The organism is Streptomyces sp. NPDC101110 (assembly GCF_044759525.1).
GTDB lineage: Bacteria > Actinomycetota > Actinomycetes > Streptomycetales > Streptomycetaceae > Streptomyces.
Window position 1 is genome coordinate 150,384 of sequence record NZ_JBIVZM010000012.1, and the last position, 25,471, is coordinate 175,854.

General features: G+C 71.0%; 22 protein-coding genes. 15 read left to right on the forward strand and 7 right to left on the reverse strand.

What is annotated here, in order from left to right; all coding sequences use genetic code 11:
- Positions 1-13: 13 nt before the first annotated feature.
- From ACIQU3_RS26525 to mutM, 4 genes are all read left to right on the forward strand, one after another.
- The gene (locus ACIQU3_RS26525; RefSeq protein WP_403928065.1) at positions 14-664 is read left to right on the forward strand and encodes a YceD family protein; all 651 of its coding nucleotides are present in this window, start codon (positions 14-16) and stop codon (positions 662-664) included.
- 2 nt (positions 665-666) lie between these two features.
- Entirely contained in the window at positions 667-840 is a 174-nt protein-coding gene (rpmF, locus tag ACIQU3_RS26530; protein WP_003951102.1) for a 50S ribosomal protein L32, read from the forward strand.
- Positions 841-847: 7 nt separating this feature from the next.
- Positions 848-1,696, forward strand: coding sequence for a ribonuclease III (gene rnc / locus ACIQU3_RS26535; protein WP_403928067.1), 849 nt, complete (start codon positions 848-850; stop codon positions 1,694-1,696).
- A 102-nt stretch (positions 1,697-1,798) separates the two neighbouring features.
- Positions 1,799-2,659: a bifunctional DNA-formamidopyrimidine glycosylase/DNA-(apurinic or apyrimidinic site) lyase gene (gene mutM, locus ACIQU3_RS26540; RefSeq protein WP_234847526.1), complete on the forward strand. Its 861-nt coding sequence runs from the start codon at positions 1,799-1,801 to the stop codon at positions 2,657-2,659.
- On the opposite strand, the gene ACIQU3_RS26545 is transcribed toward mutM, so the two are convergent.
- Positions 2,649-3,047: a winged helix-turn-helix transcriptional regulator gene (locus tag ACIQU3_RS26545; RefSeq protein WP_403736711.1), complete on the reverse strand. Its 399-nt coding sequence runs from the start codon at positions 3,045-3,047 to the stop codon at positions 2,649-2,651. The two genes, mutM and ACIQU3_RS26545, sit on opposite strands and share 11 nt — an antisense overlap.
- A 107-nt stretch (positions 3,048-3,154) precedes the next feature.
- Here ACIQU3_RS26545 and ACIQU3_RS26550 point away from each other — a divergent pair, with 107 nt between their 5' ends.
- Entirely contained in the window at positions 3,155-3,739 is a 585-nt protein-coding gene (locus ACIQU3_RS26550; RefSeq protein ID WP_403736708.1) for a flavodoxin family protein, read from the forward strand.
- 232 nt (positions 3,740-3,971) lie between these two features.
- Here the strand turns inward: ACIQU3_RS26550 and ACIQU3_RS26555 are convergent, their stop codons facing one another.
- A complete protein-coding gene (locus ACIQU3_RS26555; protein ID WP_403736705.1) occupies positions 3,972-4,328 on the reverse strand; it encodes a carboxymuconolactone decarboxylase in 357 nt (118 codons plus the stop codon).
- 383 nt (positions 4,329-4,711) lie between these two features.
- The gene (locus tag ACIQU3_RS26560; RefSeq protein WP_403736702.1) at positions 4,712-5,851 is read right to left on the reverse strand and encodes a CAP domain-containing protein; all 1,140 of its coding nucleotides are present in this window, start codon (positions 5,849-5,851) and stop codon (positions 4,712-4,714) included.
- 161 nt (positions 5,852-6,012) lie between these two features.
- Here ACIQU3_RS26560 and ACIQU3_RS26565 point away from each other — a divergent pair, with 161 nt between their 5' ends.
- The 4 genes from ACIQU3_RS26565 to ACIQU3_RS26580 all read left to right on the forward strand — a co-directional run bounded on the left by ACIQU3_RS26565 (position 6,013) and on the right by ACIQU3_RS26580 (position 12,308).
- Positions 6,013-6,294, forward strand: coding sequence for an acylphosphatase (locus tag ACIQU3_RS26565; protein WP_234847521.1), 282 nt, complete (start codon positions 6,013-6,015; stop codon positions 6,292-6,294).
- Between the two features lie 378 nt (positions 6,295-6,672).
- The gene (locus ACIQU3_RS26570; RefSeq protein ID WP_030852030.1) at positions 6,673-6,876 is read left to right on the forward strand and encodes a hypothetical protein; all 204 of its coding nucleotides are present in this window, start codon (positions 6,673-6,675) and stop codon (positions 6,874-6,876) included.
- Between the two features lie 212 nt (positions 6,877-7,088).
- On the forward strand, positions 7,089-10,667 hold the full coding sequence (gene smc / locus ACIQU3_RS26575) for a chromosome segregation protein SMC (protein WP_403928070.1): 3,579 nt from the start codon (positions 7,089-7,091) through the stop codon (positions 10,665-10,667).
- 222 nt (positions 10,668-10,889) lie between these two features.
- Positions 10,890-12,308, forward strand: a complete 1,419-nt coding sequence (locus ACIQU3_RS26580) for a sugar porter family MFS transporter (protein ID WP_403736689.1) — start codon at positions 10,890-10,892, stop codon at positions 12,306-12,308.
- Positions 12,309-12,444: 136 nt separating this feature from the next.
- Here ACIQU3_RS26580 and ACIQU3_RS26585 read toward each other — a convergent pair whose 3' ends face one another.
- Entirely contained in the window at positions 12,445-13,416 is a 972-nt protein-coding gene (locus tag ACIQU3_RS26585; RefSeq protein WP_403736685.1) for an LLM class flavin-dependent oxidoreductase, read from the reverse strand.
- A 150-nt stretch (positions 13,417-13,566) separates the two neighbouring features.
- On the opposite strand from ACIQU3_RS26585, the gene ftsY reads away from it, so the two are divergent.
- Positions 13,567-14,766, forward strand: a complete 1,200-nt coding sequence (gene ftsY / locus ACIQU3_RS26590) for a signal recognition particle-docking protein FtsY (protein ID WP_403736682.1) — start codon at positions 13,567-13,569, stop codon at positions 14,764-14,766.
- Between the two features lie 126 nt (positions 14,767-14,892).
- Here the strand turns inward: ftsY and ACIQU3_RS26595 are convergent, their stop codons facing one another.
- Entirely contained in the window at positions 14,893-15,555 is a 663-nt protein-coding gene (locus ACIQU3_RS26595; protein WP_403928073.1) for a bifunctional DNA primase/polymerase, read from the reverse strand.
- Positions 15,556-15,999: 444 nt separating this feature from the next.
- Between ACIQU3_RS26595 and ACIQU3_RS26600 the strand changes: the two genes are divergently transcribed.
- From ACIQU3_RS26600 to ffh, 5 genes are all read left to right on the forward strand, one after another.
- Complete coding sequence (locus tag ACIQU3_RS26600; RefSeq protein WP_403736672.1) at positions 16,000-17,496, forward strand: hypothetical protein; 1,497 nt, start codon at positions 16,000-16,002, stop codon at positions 17,494-17,496.
- A gap of 340 nt (positions 17,497-17,836) precedes the next feature.
- Entirely contained in the window at positions 17,837-19,177 is a 1,341-nt protein-coding gene (locus ACIQU3_RS26605) for an ammonium transporter (RefSeq protein ID WP_403736668.1), read from the forward strand.
- The gene (locus ACIQU3_RS26610) at positions 19,174-19,512 is read left to right on the forward strand and encodes a P-II family nitrogen regulator (RefSeq protein WP_102907163.1); all 339 of its coding nucleotides are present in this window, start codon (positions 19,174-19,176) and stop codon (positions 19,510-19,512) included. Before ACIQU3_RS26605 ends, ACIQU3_RS26610 begins: the two co-directional genes overlap by 4 nt.
- A gap of 23 nt (positions 19,513-19,535) precedes the next feature.
- A complete protein-coding gene (locus tag ACIQU3_RS26615; protein ID WP_403928075.1) occupies positions 19,536-21,983 on the forward strand; it encodes a [protein-PII] uridylyltransferase in 2,448 nt (815 codons plus the stop codon).
- An 81-nt stretch (positions 21,984-22,064) separates the two neighbouring features.
- Positions 22,065-23,615 (forward strand): signal recognition particle protein, encoded by a 1,551-nt coding sequence (gene ffh, locus ACIQU3_RS26620; protein ID WP_389973782.1) that lies wholly within the window; start codon positions 22,065-22,067, stop codon positions 23,613-23,615.
- A gap of 76 nt (positions 23,616-23,691) precedes the next feature.
- Here the strand turns inward: ffh and ACIQU3_RS26625 are convergent, their stop codons facing one another.
- Together ACIQU3_RS26625 and ACIQU3_RS26630 are read right to left on the reverse strand one after the other, a co-directional pair.
- Positions 23,692-24,294 (reverse strand): hypothetical protein, encoded by a 603-nt coding sequence (locus ACIQU3_RS26625; RefSeq protein ID WP_403928078.1) that lies wholly within the window; start codon positions 24,292-24,294, stop codon positions 23,692-23,694.
- A 136-nt stretch (positions 24,295-24,430) separates the two neighbouring features.
- Entirely contained in the window at positions 24,431-25,285 is an 855-nt protein-coding gene (locus ACIQU3_RS26630; RefSeq protein ID WP_403736649.1) for a class I SAM-dependent methyltransferase, read from the reverse strand.
- Positions 25,286-25,471: the final 186 nt, after the last annotated feature.

Here is a 25,471-nt window from a genome sequence, read left to right on the forward strand (position 1 = left end):
ACCGAAAGTTGGAATGGCCCTGAACGCCCGCCTCGACCACCGCAACCCCCTCGTGTTCGACACACACGAGCTGGGACGGCGGCCTGGTGCGCTGCAGCGCCTGACCCGCGCGGTCGACGCCCCCACGGACTTCGGTATCAAGGGGGTCATCGGAGTGCCGGAAGGCGCCCCGGTGGAGCTCGAACTCCGCCTGGAGTCGGTCATGGAAGGGGTGCTCGTCACAGGCACCGCCCGTGCCGCGGCCGAAGGGGAGTGCGTAAGGTGTCTGGAGCCGCTCGAGCAGGAGCTCGAAGCGGAGTTCCAGGAGATGTTCTCGTACCCTGACGCCGACGACCGGGGCCGCGTGATCGCGGAACCGGGCGACGACGCCGAGGACGACGAGGACAGGCTCTTCCTCGAGGACGGCTTGTTCGACCTCGAGCCCGTGCTGCGTGATGCGGTGGTGCTCGCACTGCCGATGCAGCCGGTGTGCCGGGAAGACTGCCCCGGGCTGTGCGCCGAGTGCGGCGCGCGGCTGGCGGACGACCCGGACCACCACCATGACGCCGTCGACATCCGTTGGGCGGCATTGCAGGGACTCGCCGGCACCATGAAGGACGGCGAGAAGGACGAGATGAGCGGCGCTGACGCGGAAGCGGGCGTCGACGAGAAGCAGGAGAAGTAGCCGTGGCTGTTCCGAAGCGGAAGATGTCGCGCAGCAACACGCGCCACCGCCGGTCGCAGTGGAAGGCTGCGGTCCCCACCCTGGTTGCGTGCGAGCGCTGCCACGAGCCCAAGCAGCAGCACATCGCGTGCCCGTCGTGCGGCACCTACAACAAGCGCCAGGTCCTCGAGGTCTGAGCGGCTGGTGAGAGGCACTGTGTCCACGCCTAAGAACAAGTCTTCCCGTGTGAGCGGGAGTGCTCCGGCGGACAACCAGGCCTCGTCCCACACGCTTCTGGAAGGGCGGCTCGGCTACAAGCTCGAGTCCGCCCTTCTGGTGCGCGCACTGACCCACCGGTCGTACGCATACGAGAACGGCGGTCTGCCGACCAACGAGCGCCTGGAGTTCCTCGGGGACTCCGTCCTCGGCCTCGTGGTCACGGACACGCTGTACCGCACCCACCCCGACCTCCCAGAAGGCCAACTGGCCAAGCTGCGGGCCGCGGTGGTGAACTCGCGTGCGCTCGCCGAAGTGGGCCGCGGGCTCGACCTGGGCTCCTTCATCCGGCTCGGCCGGGGTGAAGAGGGCACGGGCGGCCGGGACAAGGCGTCCATCCTCGCCGACACCCTCGAAGCGGTGATCGGCGCGGTCTACCTCGACCAGGGACTGGACTCGGCGGCGGAGCTCGTGCACCGCCTGTTCGACCCCCTGATCGAGAAGTCCTCGAACCTCGGAGCCGGCCTGGACTGGAAGACCAGTCTCCAGGAACTCACCGCGACCGAGGGACTCGGCGTTCCCGAGTACCTGGTCACGGAGACCGGCCCCGACCACGAGAAGACCTTCACTGCTGCCGCCCGCGTCGGAGGCGTCTCGTACGGCACCGGCACCGGCCGCAGCAAGAAGGAGGCGGAGCAGCAGGCCGCCGAGTCCGCATGGCGGTCCATCCGGGCCGCGGCGGACGAGCGTGCCAAGGCGGCGAAGGACGCCGAGGCGACGCAGACGGCAGCCGCTCAGGCCGCCCAGACGGTCACCGACGGCAGCGCCGGCGGCTGACCCGCCGCCGCCCGCACCCGGGCGGCACACCGCGCACCCGAGCGCCCGCCCCTGCCCGGGGCGGGCGCTCGCGTCATCCACAGGTCCGTGACGGGGGAGTCCATGCCCGAGTTGCCCGAGGTCGAGGTCGTACGGCGCGGTCTCGAGCGGTGGGTCGCCCACCGGACCGTCGCCGAGGCCGAGGTGCTGCACCCGCGTGCGGTGCGCCGCCACCTCGCCGGTGCCGACGACTTCGCGCACCGGCTCAAGGGTCACCGCATCGGCGTCCCCAGCCGCCGCGGCAAGTACCTGTGGCTGCCTCTGGAGGACACGGACCAGTCGATCCTCGCCCACCTCGGCATGAGCGGCCAGCTCCTGGTGCAGCCGCACACCGCTCCGGACGAGAAGCACCTGCGCATCCGCGTCCGTTTCACCGACGCCCTGGAGACCGAACTCCGCTTCGTCGACCAGCGCACCTTCGGCGGTCTCTCGCTGCACGACAACACGGCCGAGGGGCTGCCGGACGTCATCGCGCACATCGCCCGCGACCCGCTCGACGAGCTCTTCGACGACGAGGCCTTCCACCGTGCGCTGCGCCGCAAGCGGTCCACGATCAAGCGGGCCCTGCTCGACCAGTCACTGATCAGCGGGGTCGGCAACATCTACGCCGACGAGGCGCTGTGGCGGGCCCGCATCCACTACGAGCGCCCGACCGCGACCTTCACACGCCCCCGCACCCTGATGCTCCTGGGCCACGTGCGGGACGTGATGAACGCGGCCCTCGCGGTGGGCGGCACCAGCTTCGACAGCCTCTACGTCAACGTCAACGGCGAGTCGGGCTACTTCGACCGCTCACTCGACGCGTACGGGCGCGAGGGCCTGCCCTGTCGGCGCTGCGGCACTCCGATGCGCCGGCGGCCCTGGATGAACCGGTCGAGCTACTACTGCCCCAAGTGCCAGCGGCCGCCGAGGATCACGCCTTAGCGGAGTCGTACCGCTCGCGTGCGGCCAGGACCTGTTCCATGCTGCCCTCCACGCAGTGGATGAGGGCGAGCAGCCGCTCGGCCACGTCGCGTCCCAGCGGCGTCAGTTCGTAGTCCACGCGGGGCGGATTGGTCGGCTGGGCCTCACGGTGCACCAGGCCGTCGCGCTCGAGGGCGTGCAGCGTCTGGGACAGCATCTTCTCGCTCACCCCGTCGACGCGCCGGCGCAGCTCGTTGAAGCGCAGCGAACCCTCGTACAGGGCGCCGAGCGCGAGGCCGCCCCAGCGGCCCGTGACGTGCTCCAGCGTGCCGCGTGACGGGCAGGCCTTGGCGAACACGTTGAACGGAAGGTCGTCGAGGCCCTCCGAGAGCTCCTGGGTGGTGGTCATGTGACCAGAGTACGCCAGCGCAGCGCTAACCGACAGGTTGCACTAACCAAAAGTTAGTGCTTACCTTTGCTCACCGTTAGCGACCTGCCTATTTCAGGAGTACTCACATGACCACCCCTGTCGTCTCCCTCGCCTACCACTCGGGCTACGGACACACCGCCGTCATCGCCGAGGCGGTCCGGGCCGGTGCCGTCGAAGCCGGTGCCGAGGTGCACCTGATCAACGTCGACGAGATCACGGAGGAGCAGTGGGCGGTCCTCGACCGCTCGGACGCCATCGTGTTCGGATCGCCGACCTACATGGGCACCGCGTCCGGCGCCTTCCACGTCTTCGCGGAGGCCACGTCGAAGCGCTGGGCGACCCAGGCCTGGAAGGACAAGCTGGCCGCGGGCTTCACCAACTCCGCCTCCAAGAGCGGCGACAAGCTGCACACCCTGCAGTACTTCCAGATCCTCGCCGCACAGCTCGGCATGCACTGGGTGAACCTGGGCCTGCTCCCCGGCTGGAACAGCAGCACCGGATCCGAGCAGGACCTCAACCGCCTCGGCGTCTTCGCCGGCGCGGCCGCTCAGACCAACGCGGACGAGGGCCCCGAGGCGGTCCACAAGACCGACATCGCCACGGCCGAGGTGCTGGGCCGCAGGGTGGCGGAGACGGCCAGGGTGTTCCGCAGGGGCCTGGCCGCCGCCTGAGCGCACCGGCAGGGCCCGGTGGCCGGGCCCTGCCGGTGCCTGAGCGACCGAAGAAGTGCAGGGTTGGGTCTCTGACCTGCGGATCCGTAATCGACTAATGCTGCGACCTGCGATTTGCCGTCCACGGTTGTCAGCATTGGTCATCGTTGGGGTGCCCTTCGACAGCCCCGATTCGGCCCGAAGGGCGCCACACGCGTGGACCGATGACAATCCCTGCTGCTTCGGGGTTGTCCTAGGAGGCGTTGCGGCTGTCCGCTTCCGCCTGAGCGATGGCTTCGGCTTCGCTCTCGGCAAGCGCGAGCGCGACACCGAACGCCTGGGCGATGTGGCCTGCGGCCGACATGACGCGCGCCGTCCCCACGACGGGAGCGATCGCGACGAGCAGGTCTTGCAGCTGCTCGACCGTGAACTCGGCCTTGATCGCCGGGTTGATGTGGGCGAGGTAGGAGATGGCCGGCGCGTCCATGGCCACGAGTGCGGAAATGCGGGCGAGGATGAGCGTCCGCTCGTCCATGTGGCAGCGCTCGATGGAGTCGATCGTCATGGCGGCGATCGTGTCGAGCACTGGAGTTTCAGGTGCAGTAGCCACTGTGGGACCCCTTCTTGTGCTTGGGAAGTCGGACCGCACCCGCTCAACGCGGGAATCCCCCTGCACGCCTGGCGTCTGCGAGTCAAGAGTAGGCACCCGTGGGTCGTCGCGCGCGTCGAGCCACGACCGTCGCAGCGAGCGTGCCGGTCTGCGTCGACTGCCGGCCCTGTGTCCCGTGCCGCAACGCTTCAATGACCGCGTGCGGCGGCCGGCTCTCCGGACGCCGGGCGTCGACGCTCATCGCAGCAACGGCATGCATGCCTTGCGGCCCTCTGCGCGTCGGTGCGGGCCGCCGTTGATCGCGTCTTCGAGGAAGTGGACTCCTCGGGAGGCGGCCCCCAGACGGCCCCCGAGGTCTCCTAGCGCCCTGACCCGCGATTACCTCAGTAACCGAAGTTCTGCGTCCACCACGGGCCGCCCGAGCCGAGCTCGACACCGACGCCCAGGGTCTTGAAGTCGCAGTTCAGTATGTTCGCGCGGTGGCCGGGACTGTTCATCCAGGCGTCCATCACGGCCGCGGCGTCCGCCTGGCCGCGGGCGATGTTCTCACCGCCGAGGTTGGCTATCCCGGCCTTCTCGGCCCGGTCCCACGGCGTGCGGCCGTCCGGGTCGGTGTGGTCGAAGAAGCCCCGCGCGGCCATTTCCTCGCTGTAGTTCTGGGCCAGCTCGGTCAGCGCGCTGTTGGCGGCGACCGGGCTGCAGCCCACCTTGGCCCGCTCCTCGTTCACGAGGCTCAGCACCTGGGCCGCGGCGGCGGACTCCCCGGACAGGGCGGCGGAGGCGCCGGGCGTCCGGGGCGCCTTCGTGGCCGTCCGGGAGGGCTTGCTCTCCGGCTTCTCGCTGGGAGTGGCCGTCGGCTTCTTCTTCTCCGGGGTCTTCTCCGGCGTCTTCTCGGGCTTCTCCGGCGTCTTCGTCGGCGCGGCCGAGGTCTTCGAGGCCGACGGCGACGGCGAGCCGGACCGCTCGGCGCCCCGGCTGGTGGACGTCTCGCCCCGGCTGTCGGCGCTGCCGGACGTGCCGCCCTGCTCGATCGGGGTGTTCGTGGGCGTGTTGCCGGCCTGGACGTTGTCGGCCCCGCCGCCCCCGCCGAGCTTGTAGTTGTCGAGGCCGGGCACGGCCCCCGTGGCGACCGCGACGGTGCCGAGGGCGACGGCGGCGGAGACGCCGAGCAGGCCGGTGCGCATCGGCCGGGCGGCCTTCTTGCGGCGGCGGTGCGCGCCCGCGCGGCGGGTGCCGCTGTCGGGGGTGAAACCGTCGGAGCCGAAACCGTCGCTCGCGAACACGGCCGTGTCCGTGAAGCGGTCACCGGCCGCGGAGGTCTCCGCGCCGAACAGATACGCCTCGCTCCTGGCGCTGGTCTCGGCGTACGCCTCCGGGTTCAGATAGGGCGCGATGCCCATCGTCGGGGCGCCGTCCGCGGTGTACAGCGGATCGTGGCCCTCTGCGAAGCCGTCGGGGTGGGTGATTCCCGTGGCGCGGCCCGTGGCGGCGCGGCCGGCGTCGGAGCGTCGGTGGCGTCCCATGTCCTGGCCTTCCTCGTCCTGGGGGTCGACTCGTCCTCGAGATCAACACCAAACTCACTCGATCGTGTGAGTTTCATATGAGATTCGTTGAGGGGGGACGGTACCGCATGACGCAAGTGGAGGAAGTGCCCGGAGAGAGTTTGGGCGGTTAGGTTGCAGTCATGAGCGAAGATGTGCGACTGGTCGCCTGGGTGCGGGGACGCGTCCAAGGTGTGGGTTTCCGCTGGTTCACGCGGGCCAAGGCATTGGAGATCGGCGGCCTGAGTGGCTTTGCTCTCAATTTGGGCGACGGGCGGGTCCAGGTGGTCGCCGAGGGCGGGCGCGAGGGGTGCGAGGGCCTTCTGGAGTGGCTGCAGGGCGACGACACGCCCGGCCGCGTGGACGGCGTCACCGAGATCTGGGACACACCCCGCGGCGGCTACGAGGGCTTCGCCATCCGCTGACCAGACCCGCCGGGCGGCCCCGCGAGCCGCCCGCGAACGGGGGCCGGGCGACCGCCCGGAGCGGAAACTTGCTGGTGATTGCCGGAACCGCTTGCCTTGACGCGCTCCGCACGCAAGGATGATCGCCACGCCCCGAGGGCCCCGCAGAAGCCGCGGTACGGCCGTTCCAGGCCGCGCGTGCCCGGGCCGCCCCTTGATACGGGGCGTGATCGTGTTGACCGTCAAACTTTTTGGTGAGACGCTGAAAGCCCCGCGCACCTTAGCTGTTTGGCATGGCTGAACGGCAGTACAACTCCAGGCCCTGCCAAGACCGCGGGTGCGAATCCCTCACGACCCACACCGCAGCGGTCGGTCACGCATTGTGGAGGACCATCCATCATGGCAAAGGCGCTTCTCGGTTACGTCGGCGGCTCCGACCCGCGACTCCTCGCCGAGATGCGACGGCTCCAGCAGCGCGTCCAGGACCTGGAATCCGAGCTCGGACGGATCCAGGCGGAGAACGAAGCGCTGACGGCTGCCGCTTCTCACGACAGGATCATGGAGAGCGTTGACGCACACCAGGCGGAGCCTGCGCTCACCTGATCACTGCACCGCTCCACATCGGTACAGCAGTGGTTGGGCCGCCCGTCACAACCGCCTAGTTGTCAGAAGTGCAAGGGACGCCCCGCCGGCGTCCCTTCTTTCTTGCCCCCGCATCCTTTCACCGTCTTTAACGTCTGATGTGCCCTGCGCGTTCAGCGGTGAAACCGTGGGTTCATGGAGTGAGACCGACCCGGGCGGTAGAGTCCGGCGGCGTGCACCTCAAGGCCCTGACCCTCCGCGGGTTCAAGTCGTTCGCCTCCGCGACCACCCTCCGGTTCGAGCCGGGGATCACGTGCGTCGTCGGACCGAACGGCTCGGGCAAGTCCAACGTCGTCGACGCGCTCAGCTGGGTCATGGGCGAGCAGGGTGCCAAGTCGCTGCGCGGCGGCAAGATGGAGGACGTCATCTTCGCCGGCACCACCGGCCGCCCCCCGCTGGGCCGGGCCGAGGTGTCCCTGACCATCGACAACTCCGACGGGGCCCTGCCCATCGAGTACGCCGAGGTCACCATCACGCGGATCATGTTCCGCAACGGCGGCAGCGAGTACCAGATCAACGGTGACACCTGCCGCCTCCTCGACATCCAGGACCTCCTCTCCGACTCCGGCATCGGCCGCGAGATGCACGTGATCGTCGGGCAGGGCCAGCTCGACTCCGTGCTGCACGCCGACCCCATGGGCCGGCGGGCCTTCATCGAGGAGGCCGCAGGCGTCCTCAAGCACCGCAAGCGCAAGGAGAAGGCGCTGCGCAAGCTGGACGCGATGCAGGCCAACCTCGCCCGCGTGCAGGACCTCACCGACGAACTCAGACGTCAGCTCAAGCCCCTCGGCCGCCAGGCCGCCGTCGCCCGCCGGGCCGCCGTCATCCAGGCCGACCTGCGCGACGCCCGCCTGCGCCTGCTGGCCGACGACCTCGTACGGCTCCAGGAAGCGCTCAAGGCCGAGGTCGCCGACGAGGCCGCGCTGAAGGAGCGCAAGGAGTCCGCCGAGCAGGACCTGCGCAGGGCGCAACAGCGCGAGGCCCTCCTGGAGGACGAGGTCCGGCAGCTCACGCCACGCCTCCAGCGCGCCCAGCAGACCTGGTACGAGCTCTCCCAGCTCGCCGAACGGGTGCGCGGCACGATCTCACTGGCCGACGCCCGGGTGAAGAGCGCCACCTCCGCTCCCCCCGAGGAGCGACGCGGCCGCGACCCCGAGGACATGGAGCGCGAGGCCGCCCGCATCCGTGAGCAGGAGGCCGAGCTGGAAGCGGCCCTGGAGGCGGCCGAACGCGCCCTGGAGGACACGGTCGCCCACCGTGCCGAGCTGGAACGCGCACTCGTCGAGGAGGAACGGCGTCTGAAGGACGCCGCGCGTGCCATCGCCGACCGGCGTGAGGGACTGGCCCGCCTCAGCGGCCAGGTCAACGCCGCCCGCTCCCGCGCGGCCTCCGCCCAGGCCGAGATCGAACGCCTGGCCGCCGCCCGTGACGAGGCGCAGGAACGTGCCGTCGCCGCCCAGGAGGAGTACGAGGCCCTCAAGGCCGAGGTCGACGGCCTCGACGCGGGCGACGTGGAACTCGCCGGGCAGCACGAGTCGGCCAAGCAGCAGCTGGCCGACGCCGAGGCCGCGCTCACGGCCGCCCGGGAGGCCGCCACCGCGGCGGAACGCAAACGCGCCGCGACCCAGGCCCGCCACGAGGCCCTGGCCCTCGGCCTGCGCCGCAAGGACGGCACCGGAATACTGCTCGCGGCGAAGGACCGCCTCTCCGGCCTGCTGGGCCCGGCGGCGGAACTCCTGACGGTGACCCCCGGCCACGAGGTCGCCGTCGCCGCCGCGTTCGGAGCGGCGGCGGACGCGATCGCCGTCACGACCCCGGCCTCGGCGGCCGACGCGATCCGACTCCTGCGCAAACAGGACGGAGGCCGGGCCACCCTGCTCCTGGCAGGAGATGACGCCCTCAGGGACGCGGGAAACTGCGCGACCAGCCACAACGGCCCCGCGGACGCCCGCCACACCTATGCCGCAGACCTGGTACGCGGCCCCTCCGACCTGATGCCGGCCGTCCGCCGGCTGCTGCACGGCATCGTCGTCGTCGGCACCCTCGAAGACGCCGAGGACCTCGTATACGCCCACCCCGACCTCACCGCGGTCACCGCCGAAGGCGACCTCCTGGGCGCCCACTTCGCCCACGGCGGCTCCGCCGGCGCCCCCAGCCTCCTCGAGGTCCAGGCCTCCGTCGACGAGGCCGCCGCCGAGCTGGAAGAGCTGGCCGTCCGCTGCGAGGAGCTCACCGAGACGCAGCACGCGGCGGTCGAGAGGCGCAAGGAATGTGCCGCTCTGGTCGAGGAGCTGGGCGAGCGTCGCCGGGCGGCCGACCGGGAGAAGTCGGCCGTCGCCCAGCAGCTCGGCCGCCTCGCCGGGCAGGCACGGGGCGCCGCGGGGGAGGCCGAGCGGTCCAGCGCCGCCGCGGCCCGGGCGCAGGAGGCCCTCGACCGGGCGCTCGAAGAGGTCGAGGAACTCGCCGAGCGGCTCGCCGTCGCCGAGGAGATGCCGATCGACGAGGAGCCCGACACCTCCGCACGGGACCGGCTCGCCGCCGACGGCGCCAACGCCCGCCAGACCGAGATGGAGGCCCGGCTCCAGGCCCGTACGCACGAGGAACGCGTCAAGGGTCTGGCCGGACGGGCCGACTCCCTGGACCGGGCCGCCCGTGCGGAACGCGAGGCACGCGCGCGCGCCGAGCAGCGGCGGGCCCGGCTGCGCCACGAGGCGGCTGTCGCCGAGGCCGTCGGGGCGGGTGCGCGGCAGCTGCTCGCGCACGTCGAGGTCTCCCTGGCCCGCGCCGACGAGGAGCGCACCGTCGCCGAGGCCGCCAAGGCCCGCCGCGAGCAGGAACTGGCCCGCGCCCGCACCGAGGGGCGCGATCTCAAGGCCGAGCTCGACAAGTTGACGGATTCGGTCCACCGCGGCGAGGTACTCGGCGCCGAGAAGCGGCTGCGCATCGAGCAGTTGGAGACCAAGGCGCTGGAGGAACTGGGTGTCGAACCGGCCGGGCTGGTGGCGGAGTACGGACCGCACCAGCTCGTGCCGCCCTCGCCCCCCGCCGAGGGCGAGGAGCTGCCGGAGGACCCTGAGCACCCGCGCAACCGGCCCCGGCCGTATCTCCGGGCCGAGCAGGAGAAGCGCCTGAAGGCCGCTGAGCGTGCCTATCAGCAGCTCGGCAAGGTGAACCCGCTCGCCCTGGAGGAGTTCGCGGCACTGGAGGAACGCCACCAGTTCCTCAGCGAGCAGCTCGAGGACCTGAAGAAGACGCGGGCGGACCTCCTCCAGGTGGTGAAGGAGGTCGACGAGCGCGTCGAGCAGGTCTTCACCGAGGCGTACCGCGACACGGCCCGGGAGTTCGAGGGCGTCTTCAGCCGACTGTTCCCCGGCGGTGAGGGGCGGCTGGTGCTGACCGACCCCGACAACATGCTCACCACGGGCGTGGACGTCGAGGCGCGTCCGCCGGGCAAGAAGGTCAAGCGCTTGTCGCTGCTCTCGGGCGGGGAGCGGTCGCTGACCGCGGTGGCGCTGCTCGTGTCGATCTTCAAGGCGCGGCCCAGCCCGTTCTACGTCATGGACGAGGTCGAGGCCGCCCTCGACGACACCAACCTCCAGCGGCTCATCCGGATCATGCAGGAGCTCCAGGAAGCCTCCCAGCTGATCGTGATCACGCACCAGAAGCGCACGATGGAGGTCGCCGACGCGCTCTACGGCGTCTCCATGCAGGGCGACGGTGTGTCGAAGGTCATCAGCCAGCGGCTCCGCTAGATAGATGCCCTATACATCGGTCTCACCTGCGATCCTTCACTACTTCAACACTTGAACACACAGTCGCCACACTCCCGCCTCAGATCCAAAGTGACTGCCCTATTGACTTCGAAACTTGAAGGCATAGTCTCGGCAACGTTCCTTTTACCTTCAGGTACCTTCAGGTGGACCTCGAAGGGCTGATCCCCTCCGGCAGCGCTGCCGGTGGCCCGAGGAGTACACGTGACCAGCACAGCGCAGGCACCCAAGTCAGGAGCCAGGACGGCTCACCCCGATCATCTCGGGCACGTCATCTTCATCGCGGCGGCGGCCGCGATGGGCGGTTTCCTCTTCGGCTACGACAGCTCCGTGATCAACGGCGCCGTCGAGGCCATCCGTGACCGCTACGACGTCGGCTCCGCGGCCCTCGCCCAGGTCATCGCCATCGCCCTCATCGGCTGCGCCGTCGGCGCCGCCACCGCCGGCCGCATAGCCGACCGCATCGGGCGCATCCGGTGCATGCAGATCGCCGCGGTCCTCTTCACGATCAGCGCCGTCGGCTCCGCGCTGCCCTTCGCGCTGTGGGACCTCGCCTTCTGGCGGGTCGTCGGCGGCTTCGCCATCGGCATGGCCTCCGTGATCGGCCCGGCCTACATCGCCGAGGTCGCCCCGCCCGCCTACCGCGGCCGGCTCGGCTCCTTCCAGCAGGCCGCCATCGTCATCGGCATCGCCGTGTCGCAGCTGGTCAACTGGGGTCTGCTGAACGCGGCCGACGGTGACCAGCGCGGCAAGCTGATGGGCCTGGAAGCCTGGCAGGTCATGCTCGGCGTCATGGTCGTGCCGGCCGTCCTCTACGGGCTGCTCTCCTTCGCCATCCCCGAGTCCCCGCGCTTCCTCATCTCCGTCGGCAAGCACGAGCGCGCCCGGGAGATCCTCGCCGAGGTCGAGGGCAAGGACATCGATCTGAACGCCCGTGTCGCCGAGATCGAGGGCGCCATGAAGAGCGAGCACAAGTCGAGCTTCAAGGACCTGCTCGGCGGCGGCTTCTTCTTCAAGCCGATCGTCTGGGTCGGCATCGGTCTGTCGGTCTTCCAGCAGTTCGTCGGCATCAACGTCGCGTTCTACTACTCCGCGACGCTGTGGCAGTCGGTCGGCGTCGACCCCGCCGACTCGTTCTTCTACTCCTTCACCACGTCGATCATCAACATCGTCGGCACCGTCATCGCGATGATCTTCGTCGACCGCATCGGCCGCCGGCCGCTCGCGATCATCGGCTCGGTCGGCATGGTGGTCGGCCTCGCGCTGGAGGCCTGGGCCTTCTCCTACCACCTCGTCGACGGCAAGCTGCCGGCCACGCAGGGCTGGATCGCCCTGATCGCCGCGCACGTCTTCGTTCTCTTCTTCGCCCTGTCCTGGGGTGTGGTCGTCTGGGTCATGCTCGGCGAGATGTTCCCGAACCGGATCCGTGCCGCCGCCCTGGGCGTGGCCGCCGCCGCGCAGTGGATCGCCAACTGGGCCATCACCGCGAGCTTCCCGTCCCTGGCCGACTGGAATCTCTCCGCGACCTACGTGATCTACACCGCGTTCGCCGCGCTCTCGATCCCGTTCGTCCTGAAGTTCGTCAAGGAGACGAAGGGCAAGGCTCTGGAGGAGATGGGCTAGAGCCGCCCCGCGACTCGGGGAGAAGGGGCCAAGTCCCCGCTGCCCCTCTCCCCGTAACCCGCCGCCGCCCCGGTTCGGCCACTGCCCGAGCCGGGGCGGCGGTCCGTCGTGCACCGGACCCGGGCCTCCGGCAGCGTCAGCGGTCCAGCTCCGGCAGCACCCGTTCGCAGAACAGCTGCAGGCTCCGCCATCCCTCTTCCACCGGCATCCCGCCCGCCAGCGGATGCAGGACGTAGGAATCCAGCCCCAGCGCCACGCACGCCTGCGGGGTGAGGATCCGATAGACGCCCTCGGCGCGCAGCTCCTCGACCGTCGACGCGGCCGACTTCACCGCCGAGCGCATCCCGCCCGGCTGCCAGGCGGCGTATGTCCGGGCCTCGTGCAGAAAGTGCCGACCGTACTGCGCCCAGGCCCGGTCCGGGTCCTCCGCCACGTGCAGCAGAGGCGTCTCGGCGGCGGGCATCATCACCCAGCCCTCGGTGCCGTACTCGGCGAGCCGCTCCTTGTAGTACGCCTCCAGCTCCGGCAGGTGCGCGCTCGGGAAGAACGGCAGGCCGAGCCGGGCGGCGCGGCGGGCCGCCGCCCGGGACGAACCGCCGACCAGGAGCAGCGGGTGCGGTTCGGTGAAGGGGCGTGGTGTGACGCGGACCGTGCGGCCGCGGTAGGAGAAGGGCTCACCCGTCCAAGCCGCCAGCAGTGTCTCCAGCAGCTCGTCCTGGAGGGCGCCGCGCCGGGTGAAGTCCACGCCGAACTGCTCGTACTCCGCCGGCCGGTACCCGATCCCGGCGACGGTCACCAGCCGGCCGCCGCTCAGCAGGTCCAGCACGGCGATCTCCTCGGCCAGTCGCAGCGGGTCGTGCAGCGGGCCGATGATCGCGGAGACGGTGACCGCGACACGCCGCGTCGCACCGAAGACGGCCCCCGCGAAGGCGAACGGTGACGGCAGCCAGTTGTTGTCCGCCCCGTGGTGCTCCTCCGTCTGCACCGTGCTCACGCCCCGGTCGTCGGCGTACGCGGCCATCTCCAGGGCCGCCCGGTAGCGGGCGCCGAGCTCGGCGGGGCCGGCCCCGGGGGCGACGAGGTTGAAACGTGCGACCGTGACGGGCATGGGGCGTCTCCCTCCGCCGGGCGGGTGTCCGGGGGACGTTAGCTGACGAGGCGTCAGACATCCAGGGGTGTGGAGATCCGGCGGCACCCGGCCCCGAGGGGCGGCGCGAGCGGGGTGACCCGGGGGCCCATGACTGATACTGGACCCGTTATGGACATCGTCATCCTTGCTGTAGTCATCGCCGTGGTCGTGATCGGCGCGCTCGGCGGGCTCATCGTCGGCAGCCGGCGCAAGAAGCAGCTGCCTCCGCCCCCGCCCGCGGCGCCCGACATCACCGCCCCACCGGCCGAGCCGCACGTCGGCGACGAGGCCGAGACGCCGCGGGAGGAACCGCGGCGCACCATAGAGGAGGTGGATCTCCCGGACGGCTCGGCTCCGGTCGTAGTCGAGGAGCCGCCCGCCGAAGCTCCCGAGATCGAGATCCCGGAACCCACCGCCGGCCGCCTGGTCCGGCTGCGGACCAGGCTCTCCCGCTCGCAGAACGCCCTCGGCAAGGGGCTGCTCACGCTGCTGTCGCGCGAGCACCTCGACGAGGACACCTGGGAGGAGATCGAGGACACGCTGCTCACCGCCGACGTCGGAGTGCAGCCCACCCAGGAGCTGGTCGAGCGGCTGCGTGAGCGCGTGAAGGTGCTCGGCACCCGCACCCCGGAGGAGCTGCGCACCCTGCTCCGCGAGGAACTGGTCACGCTGGTCGGCCGCGACATGGACCGCGTGGTGAAGACCGAGCCGGAGGACCGCAAGCCGGGCATCGTGATGGTGGTCGGCGTCAACGGCACCGGCAAGACCACCACCACCGGCAAGCTCGCCCGCGTCCTGGTGGCCGACGGGCAGAGCGTCGTGCTCGGCGCCGCCGACACCTTCCGTGCCGCCGCCGCCGATCAGCTCCAGACCTGGGGCGAGCGCGTGGGCGCCCACACCGTGCGCGGACCGGAGGGTGGCGACCCGGCCTCCGTGGCCTTCGACGCGGTCAAGGAGGGCAAGGAGATGGGTGCGAACGTCGTACTCATCGACACCGCCGGCCGCCTGCACACCAAGACCGGCCTCATGGACGAGCTCGGCAAGGTCAAGCGGGTCGTCGAGAAGCAGGCTCCGGTCGACGAGGTGCTGCTCGTCCTGGACGCCACCACCGGCCAGAACGGCCTGGTCCAGGCCCGGGTCTTCTCCGAGGTCGTCGACATCACCGGCATCGTGCTCACCAAGCTCGACGGCACGGCCAAGGGCGGCATCGTGGTCGCGGTCCAGCGCGAGCTGGGCGTCCCGGTCAAGCTCGTCGGACTCGGCGAGGGAGCGGACGACCTGGCGCCGTTCGAGCCGGAGGCGTTCGTTGACGCCCTTATCGGAGAGTGAGCCCGGCACTCACCGAGGATTCACCCACGAAAGCCGTATCGCACGGCGAAGCGCCCGCCCCCCGGGATCCGGTCGGGGCCGGGCGCTTCGCCGTGTGTGTCCGTCCGCCTGTGGGCCGCGCCGTGACTAGGCCCACGACCGGTGGGCCACGTATGCCAGAGTGCCCAGCACCAGGCGGGCCTCCGGCGGGCGGGACGCCGAGTCCAGAGCGGGGGGGCGCAGCCACCGCACCGGGCCCAGGCCACCGCGGTCGGAGGGCGGTGCCGTGATGTGCGTGCCCGGACCGAGGCCGCGCAGGTCGAGCGCGTCCGGGTCGTCCCAGCCCATCCGGTAGAGCAGCCCGGGGAGGTCGGCGGCTGCGCCGGGGGCGACGAAGAAGTGCGCGCGGCCGTCCGGGGTCACGGCGACCGGGCCGACGGGCAGGCCCATGCGCTCCAGCCGGGCCAGTGCGCGGCAGCCGGCGGGCTCGGCCACCTCGATGACGTCGAACGCCCCGCCGACCGGCAGCATCACCGAGGCGCCGGGGAACTCGGCCCACGTCCCGGTCACGGCGTCCAGGGTCGCTCCGGCCGGGAGCACCGGCGCGAAGTCGAGCGGGTGCGCGCCCGGCGCGGTGCAGTCGCCGCGGCCGCAGGAGCAGGCGCCCGCCGAGGCCCGGGCCCCCGGCACCACGTCCCAGCCCCACAGTCCGGTGTACTCGGCGACGGCGGTGCCGTCCGACGTGCGGCGGCGGCGTGAGCCGGACCGGATGTCGCGCATGCCACGGTTGATGCCGATCGTGAAGCCCATGCCCCCTCCAACGGGTCCGACGCCCGGCGGTTACGCAGCGGGCGCGGTGCGTGACTCTCTGTTTCCGCCTTCCCGGTGGCGGTCGCTCCACTCGGCGCCCGGACGTGTCCAGGGTGGTACGCCCGGCGACGCGCGCCCCCGAATGCATCGCTGCACCCGCTCTTGGTCGTGCTGTGTCAAGTGAATCGCGCCTGGGTGTACGTGAGTTCATTCGAAGGGGTGGCGAATGGTGGCGTTTCCGTGTGAGCCGTGGCTGGACGGGTGATCGTAGGATTACTTTGTGTGCACGAGTCCTGGGGGCACATGCGCTCGTGGGTATGCCGGAGGCAAGTCGTCATTCCGTTCGAAGGGTGACAAGGGCCGGACGGGCGGTGGTGTGAACCGGCATGCTGATAGGGCTTGGCGCACTCGGCGACAAGTGGTCTCAGGGATGGGGGCGTTCCAGTGAGCGGCAACGGCGGAAGCGGAACGAACGCTGCGAGCGCGACGCACGCCGACAAGCGCTCGAACGAGCTGCTCACCTCCTGGTTCGTGCGCAGCGGCTGGTCCAAGGGCGAGCTCGCCCGCCAGGTCAACCGCAGGGCACGGCAGTTGGGCGCCAGCCACATCTCCACGGACACCTCGCGCGTGCGCCGCTGGCTCGACGGCGAGAACCCCCGTGAGCCCATCCCCAGGATCCTGTCCGAACTGTTCTCCGAGCGCTTCGGCGTCGTCGTCTCCGTCGAGGACCTGGGCCTGCGCACCGCGCGACAGTCACCCTCGGCGACCGGCGTCGACCTGCCGTGGACGGGCCCGCAGACAGTGGCCCTGCTCAGCGAGTTCTCGCGCAGCGACCTGATGCTGGCGCGGCGCGGCTTCCTCGGGAGCTCGCTGGCCCTGTCCGCGGGCCCGGCCCTCATCGAGCCCATGCAGCGCTGGCTCGTCCCCTCGCCCCCGGCCCCGCGCTCCGAGCCCGGGTCCGCGGGCGGCTCCGGGCGCGCCCGCGGCCGTCTCTCCAAGCCGGAGCTGGACCTCCTGGAGTCCACGACGGTGATGTTCCGGCAGTGGGACGCCCAGTGCGGCGGGGGCCTGCGCCGCAAGGCGGTCGTCGGGCAGCTGCACGAGGTGACGGACCTCCTCCAGGAGCCCCAGCCGGAGTCCACGACCCGGCGCCTGTTCAAGGTCGCCGCCGAACTGGCCGAACTGGCCGGCTGGATGTCGTACGACATCGGGCTCCAGCCGACCGCGCAGAAGTACTTCGTCCTCGCGCTGCACGCCGCCAAGGAGGCCGGTGACCGGCCGCTCGGGTCGTACGTGCTGTCCAGCATGAGTCGCCAGATGATCCACCTGGGCCGGCCCGACGACGCGCTGGAGCTGATCCACCTCGCGCAGTACGGCAGCCGGGACTGCGCCGGCCCGCGCACCCAGTCGATGCTGTATGCGATGGAGGCCCGCGCCTACGCCAACATGGGGCAGCCCGGCAAGTGCAAGCGGGCGGTGCGGATGGCCGAGGACACCTTCGCCGAGGCCGACGAGTGGGACGAGCCGGACCCCGACTGGATCCGCTTCTTCTCCGAGGCCGAGCTGTACGGCGAGAACTCCCACTCGTACCGCGACCTGGCCTACGTCGCCGGCCGCAGTCCCACCTACGCCTCACTGGCCGAGCCCCTGATGGACCGGGCCGTGGAGCTCTTCGCCAAGGACGGCGAGCACCAGCGCTCCTACGCGCTGAACCTCATCGGCATGGCCACGGTCCACCTCCTTCAGCGCGAGCCCGAGCGGAGCACGGGCTTCGCCACCGAGGCCATGCTGGTCGCCAAGAAGGTCCGCTCCGAGCGGGTCAACACCCGTATCCGAAAGACGGTCGACACCGCAGCGCGCGACTTCGGCGACCTCGGTGAGGTCGTCGACCTCACCGAGCGGCTCGCGGCCGAGCTGCCCGAGACCGCCGAGGCCGTCTGAGGAGCGGCAGGACCCCCTGAACCCCGGCCGCGGCCGGCCCTCCCGAACTGCCCGACTCGGCTCCCCCATGCCAGGTCATCGGAAGGCCGACCGCGGCCGGTTCCATGCGCCCACGGCTGCCTGAAAGCCGAAGGTTGCGCCACGATAACGATCGGCTCGCCCGCAATCGGGCAGTTCATCGACGCGTAACACAGAACGCGCCTTCGTCACGGTCGCGAAACAACGAGGGGCTTCGACCGAAACCGCGCTGCGCCAATCTCGTGGCGCATAACCGGCCCACCCCTCATTCCGCTTCGAGGCTTCGCCCGCACGGGGCCGTACCAATGACGAGGAGACGCCGATGGCACCAGCCATCACCCTTGCCGCAGAGGCGCCCAAGCTCTCTGCCGCGAACACAGGGTTCATGCTCATCTGTTCCGCCCTGGTGATGCTCATGACGCCGGGCCTGGCCTTCTTCTACGGAGGCATGGTCCGCGTCAAGAGCACCCTGAACATGCTGATGATGAGCTTCATCAGCCTCGGGATCGTCACCATCCTGTGGGTGCTGTACGGGTTCTCCATGGCGTTCGGCACCGACTCCGGCAGCCTCATCGGCTGGAACTCCGACTGGGTCGGACTCGGCAACATCGGCCTGACGGAGCTGTGGCCCGGCTACACCATTCCGGTGTTCGTGTTCCTGGTCTTCCAGCTGATGTTCGCGATCATCACGCCCGCCCTGATCAGCGGCGCCCTCGCGGACCGGGTGAAGTTCAGCGCGTGGGCGCTGTTCATCGCCCTGTGGGCCACGGTCGTCTACTTCCCGGTCGCGCACTGGGTCTGGGGCACCGGCGGCTGGGCCTTCGAGCTGGGCGTCATCGACTTCGCCGGCGGTACGGCGGTCCACATCAACGCCGGTGCCGCGGCCCTCGGCGTGATCCTCGTCATCGGCAAGCGCGTGGGCTTCAAGAAGGACCCGATGCGCCCGCACAGCCTGCCGCTGGTCATGCTCGGCGCCGGTCTGCTGTGGTTCGGCTGGTTCGGCTTCAACGCCGGCTCCTGGCTCGGCAACGACGACGGCGTCGGCGCGCTGATGTTCGTCAACACGCAGGTCGCCACCGCCGCCGCCATGCTCGCCTGGCTCATCTACGAGAAGATCCGCCACGGCGCGTTCACCACGCTCGGTGCCGCCTCCGGCGCCGTCGCGGGCCTGGTCGCCATCACCCCGGCCGGTGGCGCGGTCACCCCGCTCGGCGCGATCGCCGTCGGCGCCATCGCCGGTGTGCTGTGCGCCATGGCCGTCGGCCTGAAGTACAAGTTCGGCTACGACGACTCCCTGGACGTCGTCGGCGTCCACCTGGTCGGCGGTGTCGCCGGCTCCCTGCTGATCGGCCTCTTCGCCAGCGGCAAGGGCCAGTCCACCGTCGAGGGCCTCTTCTACGGCGGCGGCCTCACCCAGTTCTGGAAGCAGTGCGCCGGTGTCTTCGCGGTGCTCGGCTACTCCCTGGTCGTCTCCGCGGTCCTCGCCTTCATCCTCGACAAGACCATGGGTATGCGGGTCCCCGAGGACGACGAGGTCGCCGGCATCGACCAGGCCGAGCACGCCGAGACCGCATACGACTTCAGCGGCGCCGGTGGCGGCGCCGCCAAGACGGCCGTCACGGCCCCGGTCGCCGCAACCGCGAGCAAGAAGGTGGACGCATGAAGCTCATCACCGCCGTCGTGAAGCCGCACCGGCTCGACGAGATCAAGGAGGCCCTGCAGGCCTTCGGCGTGCACGGCCTGACGGTCACCGAGGCCAGCGGCTACGGTCGTCAGCGGGGACACACCGAGGTCTACCGGGGCGCCGAGTACACCGTCGACCTGGTCCCCAAGATCCGCATCGAGGTCCTGGTCGAGGACGACGACGCCGAACAGCTCATCGAGGTCGTCGTGAAGGCCGCCCGCACCGGCAAGATCGGTGACGGCAAGGTCTGGTCCATCCCGGTCGACACCGCCGTACGGGTCCGGACCGGCGAGCGCGGTCCGGACGCGCTCTGACACAGAAGAACAGGAGTCGCCGGGTGACGGGTACGAACGTGCAGAACGAAGCAGAGGACTCGGGACCCGGCGGCTACGCGGCGGCCCGGCTGCGTCTCCTCACCGAGGAGGCGCGGTCCGGGCCGCCGCGTCGTGCGGCCCTGGCCGAACTCACCGACGACTGGCTCGGCGGCCTGTTCGCCGCGGGTGCGGAGGGGCTGCGCGGCGCGTCCCTGGTCGCCGTCGGCGGCTACGGACGCGGAGAGCTGTCCCCGCGCAGCGACCTCGACCTGCTCCTGCTGCACGACGGCGGCGACACCAAGGCCGTCGCCGCCCTCGCCGACCGGCTCTGGTATCCCGTCTGGGACCTGGGCCTGGACCTGGACCACTCCGTGCGCACCCCCGACGAGGCCCGCAAGACCGCCGGTGAGGACCTCAAGGTGCAGCTCGGCCTGCTGGACGCCCGGCACGTCGCCGGAGACCTCGGCCTCACCGCCTCCCTGCGCACCGCCGTCCTCGCCGACTGGCGCAACCAGGCTCCCAAGCGCCTGCCCGAACTCCAGGAACTGTGCGCCGAACGCGCCGAGCGGCAGGGCGAGCTGCAATACCTGCTGGAGCCCGACCTGAAGGAGGCCCGCGGCGGGCTGCGGGACGCCACCGCGCTGCGGGCCGTCGCCGCCTCCTGGCTCGCGGACGCACCCCGCGAGGGCCTCGCCGACGCCCGGCGCCGGCTCCTCGACGTCCGGGACGCCCTGCACCTGGCCACCGGGCGCGCCACCGACCGGCTCGCCCTCCAGGAGCAGGACCAAGTGGCCGCCGAACTCGGCCTGCTCGACGCGGACACCCTGCTGCGCCAGGTGTACGAGGCGGCCCGGATCATCTCGTACGCCAGCGACGTCACCTGGCGCGAGGTGGGGCGCGTCCTGCGATCGCGAGCCGTCCGGCCCCGGCTGCGCGCCATGCTCGGCGGCGGGAAGCCGACCGCCGAGCGGTCCCCGCTGGCCGAGGGCGTGGTGGAGCAGGACGGCGAGGTGGTGCTCGCCCGCGCCGCGCGCCCCGAACGCGACCCCGTGCTGCCGCTGCGCGCGGCGGCAGCCGCCGCGCAGGCCGGACTCCCGCTCTCGCTGCACGCCGTGCGGCGCCTGGCGGCCACCGTGCGCCCGCTGTCCACCCCCTGGCCCGCCGAGGCTCGCGAACAGCTCGTCACCTTGCTCGGCTCCGGCCGCCCCACCATTGACGTCTGGGAGGCGCTGGAGGCGGAAGGGCTGGTCACCCGGCTGCTGCCCGACTGGGAGCGGGTCCGCTGCCGCCCGCAGCGCAACGCCGTGCACCTGTGGACCGTCGACCGGCACCTCATCGAGACCGCGGTGCGCGCCTCCGAGTTCACCCGCCGGGTCAGCCGCCCCGACCTGCTGCTGGTCGCCGCGCTGCTGCACGACATCGGCAAGGGCTGGCCGGGCGACCACTCCGTGGCGGGCGAGATCATCGCCAAGGACGTGGCCACCCGGATCGGCTTCGACCGCAACGACGTGACGGTCATCGCCACCCTCGTACGGCATCATCTGCTGCTCATCGACACCGCCACCCGGCGCGACCTGGAGGACCCGGCCACCGTGCGGTCCGTCGCCGAGGCCGTCGGGTCCGAGGGCACCCTGGAGCTGCTGCACGCGCTCACCGAGGCCGACGCCCTCGCGACCGGCCCGGCCGCCTGGTCGTCCTGGCGCGGCTCGCTCGTCGCCGACCTGGTCAAACGGGCCTCGGCGGTGCTCGCCGGGGATGCCCCGGACGACCCCGAGGAGGCCGCGCCGACCGCCGAGCAGGAGCGGCTCGCCCTGGAGGCGGCCGCGACGGGCAGCCCGGTGCTCTCCCTGCGTGCCCAGACCGAGCCGCCCGCCGGGCAGGAGCCGTCGGGCGACCCCGAGCCGCTCGGGGTGGAGCTGCTCATCGCCGTACCCGACCAGCCCGGGGTGCTGCCCGCGGTGGCCGGCGTCCTCGCCATGCACCGGCTGACCGTACGCACCGCCGAGCTGCGCTCCCTGCACCTCCCGGCCGGTGTGGACGGCTCCGTCCTGCTGCTGGACTGGCGCGTGGCGGCCGAGTACGGCTCCCTGCCGCAGGCCGCCCGGCTGCGCTCGGACCTGGTCCGGGCCCTGGACGGCTCCCTGGACATCGCCGGCCGCCTCGCCGAACGGGACGCGGCCTATCCGCGCCGCCGGGGCGTCGTCGCCCCTGCGGCCCGGGTGTCGGTCCACCCGGCCGCCTCCCGGCTGGCCACGGTCATCGAGGTCCGCTCCCAGGACGCCCCGGGCCTGCTGTTCCGCATCGGACGCGCCCTGGAGGACGCGAGCGTGCGGGTGCGCAGCGCGCACGTCTCGACCCTCGGCGCCAACGCCGTCGACGCCTTCTACGTGACCGGCCCGGAAGGCGCACCCCTGCCCGGGGACGAGGCGGCGGCGGTGGCGCGGAAGCTGGAGGAGACACTGCGGGGGTGAGGGCGACCCGGCGACTTGTCACGCCGGGATACCCTGGAGGGCGATTCCCTGTAGCCACCGACCCCGAGGACCGCGAGCGCCGTGTTCGATACTCTTTCCGATCGCCTCTCAGCGACCTTCAAGAACCTGCGCGGCAAGGGACGGCTCTCCGAGGCGGACATCGACGCCACGGCACGCGAGATCCGGATCGCGCTGCTCGAGGCGGACGTGGCGCTTCCCGTCGTCCGGGCGTTCATCAAGAACGTCAAGGAGCGCGCCCTGGGTGCCGAGGTCAGCAAGGCGCTGAACCCGGCCCAGCAGGTCCTCAAGATCGTCAACGAGGAACTGGTCACCATCCTCGGCGGCGAGACCCGGCGTCTGCGCTTCGCCAAGCAGCCCCCCACCGTGATCATGCTGGCGGGTCTGCAGGGTGCCGGTAAGACCACCCTCGCGGGCAAGCTCGGCCGCTGGCTGAAGGAGCAGGGCCACTCGCCGCTGCTGGTCGCCTGTGACCTCCAGCGCCCCAACGCCGTGAACCAGCTCAGCGTCGTCGCCGAGCGCGCCGGCGTCAGCGTCTACGCGCCGGAGCCGGGCAACGGCGTCGGTGACCCGGTCAAGGTCGCCAAGGACTCCATCGAGCACGCCAAGTCCAAGGTCCACGACATCGTGATCGTGGACACCGCCGGCCGCCTCGGCATCGACCAGGAGATGATGCAGCAGGCCGCGGACATCCGCGACGCCGTCTCCCCGGACGAGATCCTTTTCGTCGTCGACGCGATGATCGGCCAGGACGCCGTCAACACCGCCGAGGCCTTCCGCGACGGCGTCGGCTTCGACGGCGTGGTGCTCTCCAAGCTCGACGGTGACGCCCGCGGTGGTGCGGCCCTGTCGATCCGGCAGATCACCGGCAAGCCGATCATGTTCGCCTCCAACGGCGAGAAGCTCGACGACTTCGACGCCTTCCACCCTGACCGGATGGCCTCCCGCATCCTCGACATGGGTGACCTCCTCACCCTGATCGAGCAGGCGGAGAAGACGTTCAGCCAGGAAGAGGCCGAGAAGATGGCCTCCAAGCTGGCGTCCAAGAAGGGCCAGGACTTCACCCTGGACGACTTCCTGGCCCAGATGGAGCAGGTCCGCAAGATGGGCTCCATCTCCAAGCTGCTCGGCATGCTGCCGGGCATGGGCCAGATGAAGGACCAGATCAACAACCTGGACGAGCGGGACGTCGACCGCACGGCCGCCATCATCAAGTCGATGACCCCGGCCGAGCGCCAGGAGCCGACGATCATCAACGGCTCGCGCCGCGCCCGTATCGCCAAGGGCTCCGGCGTCGAGGTCAGCGCGGTCAAGAACCTGGTGGAGCGGTTCTTCGAGGCCCGCAAGATGATGTCCCGCATGGCCCAGGGCGGCGGCATGCCGGGGATGCCCGGGATGCCGGGCATGGGTGGCGGCCCCGGCCGTACGAAGAAGAAGCAGAAGCAGGCCAAGGGCAAGCAGCGCTCCGGCAACCCGATGAAGCGCAAGCAGCAGGAGCAGGAGGAGGCCGCCCGCCGGGCCGCCGCGGCCGAGGGCGGCAGCGCCTTCGGGCTGCCGCAGCAGGGCGGCAAGGACTTCGAACTCCCCGACGAGTTCAAGAAGTTCATGGGCTGACGGCTCGTCCGAACCGCACTGAGGGCGCCCCCCTTGTCCGGAGGGCGCCCTCAGCGGTGTGTCGGCGGCTCGCCGGTCAGCCGTTCGGGAACTTCCAGACGAACGGCTCGCCGTCCTCCTCGGCCCAGTGGACCTCGACACTCTTGGCGTTCGCCGGGATCACGTACGTCTCGCAGAAGACATGGCTCTCGCCCTGCTTCCAGCTGTCGACGTCGTAGGGGTCCTCGCAGCCGGTCGCGTCCTCGGTGGCGCCGATGAGGACCGAGCCGCGCTGCCCGTCGGCGAAGACCGTCGTGCCGTCGTGCACGTCGGAGCCCTCGGTGAGGGCGGGCCCGCTCTTGTGCGTGTACTTCACATGAGCGACGGCCAGCACCTTGCCCTTGACCTTGTCCGGCTCGGACACCGCCTTCGCCGCCTCGGCCTCGGTGCCCAGGTCGACCTTCTGCGCCAGGACCTCATAGGTGACCTCGCCCGGGTCCTCCGCGACCTTGCCGGTGGCGCTCTCGCCGACCGCCAACTCACCGCCGGAGGTGGGCTCCGGCGACGGCGAGGCCTTGGCCTGGGCGGTGCCCGTGCTCTTCGCGTCGGCGGTGTCGTCGCCGCCCCCGCAGGCGGTGAGCGTCAGGGCGAGGACGGCGACGGACGCGACGAGGCGCAGCGCGGTCTGGTGGTGCGGCACAACAGCTCCTGTATGCAGATGTGTAGGTCCCCCTGGCGGTGGATCACATTAAGCGTTCATGATCCACTTGGTGGAACCAAAAGCACTCCGTGGTGCTTTCTTCACACTGTTCACACCTGCATCGGAAACTCGTTCGTCACGGTGTCCGGGCGATCAGATAGCGGAACACGTTCGGCATCCACACCGTGCCGTCCTGACGCTGGTGCGGATGCAGGGCCTCGGCCAGCTCCTTGTCGACCTGCACCTGGTCCGTCGCCCTCATCGCCGCGTCGAACAGACCCGTCGATTTCAGGCCGCGTACCGCGCTGTCCACGTCTGCGTAGCCGAAGGGGCACGCCACCCGCCCCGAACCGTCCGGCCTCAGCCCGGCCCGCTGGGCGACGTCCTCCAGGTCGTCGCGGCAGGCGGGACGCCATGCGCCCGAGTTGCGCAGCGGTTCCGCCAGCTTCGTGGCCACCCGCATCACCGACGCCGTGGCGCAGCGCTCCGGCGGACCCCAGCCCGCCAGCACCACGGCCGCACCGCGCCGGGCGAGCGGCGTCGCCTCCGCGAGCAGTCCGCTGAGCCCCTCCGAGTCGCCCGCCAGGCACCCGATCGGCTCGAAGGCGGTCACCAGGGTGAAGCCGGGAGCGCCAGGCTCCGCGGCGTCCCGGGGCGAGCCGTCGACCAGCCGGGTGTCCGGACGCGCCCGTGTCCCCGACGCCTCCGGGAGCAGCCGCTCCCGCGCCAGGGCCATTCTCTCCGGGGAAGCGTCGACACCGGTGACCGCCGCTCCCCGGGCGGCGGCCATCAGCAGGGAGAGCCCGGAACCGCAGCCGAGACCGAGCAGCCGCGTCGCGGGACCCACTTCCAGTCGCTCGTAGACGGCCTCGTAGAGCGGTACGAGCATCCGCTCCTGGATCTCGGACCAGTCACGCGCGCGTGCACGCAGGTCCACGCGGGGTGCGGCCCCCGCGTGAGGCAGGTGCTGCCGCACGAGCGTAGGTGTCATAAGTAAGCGCCCCAATCCGCCGAGAGTTGCCTCTTGCCCGATTCCATGGCCCCCGTGACAGTGCGCTCGCACTACCCCCGTATGCCAGGAAACTCCCCCCTCGACCCGTCGTCCAGTGGAATGCGGCAGGGCTTGTGAGTTGTCATGTGCCTATGGCGAGATTTCACATTCCGGCAACGTGGGCCC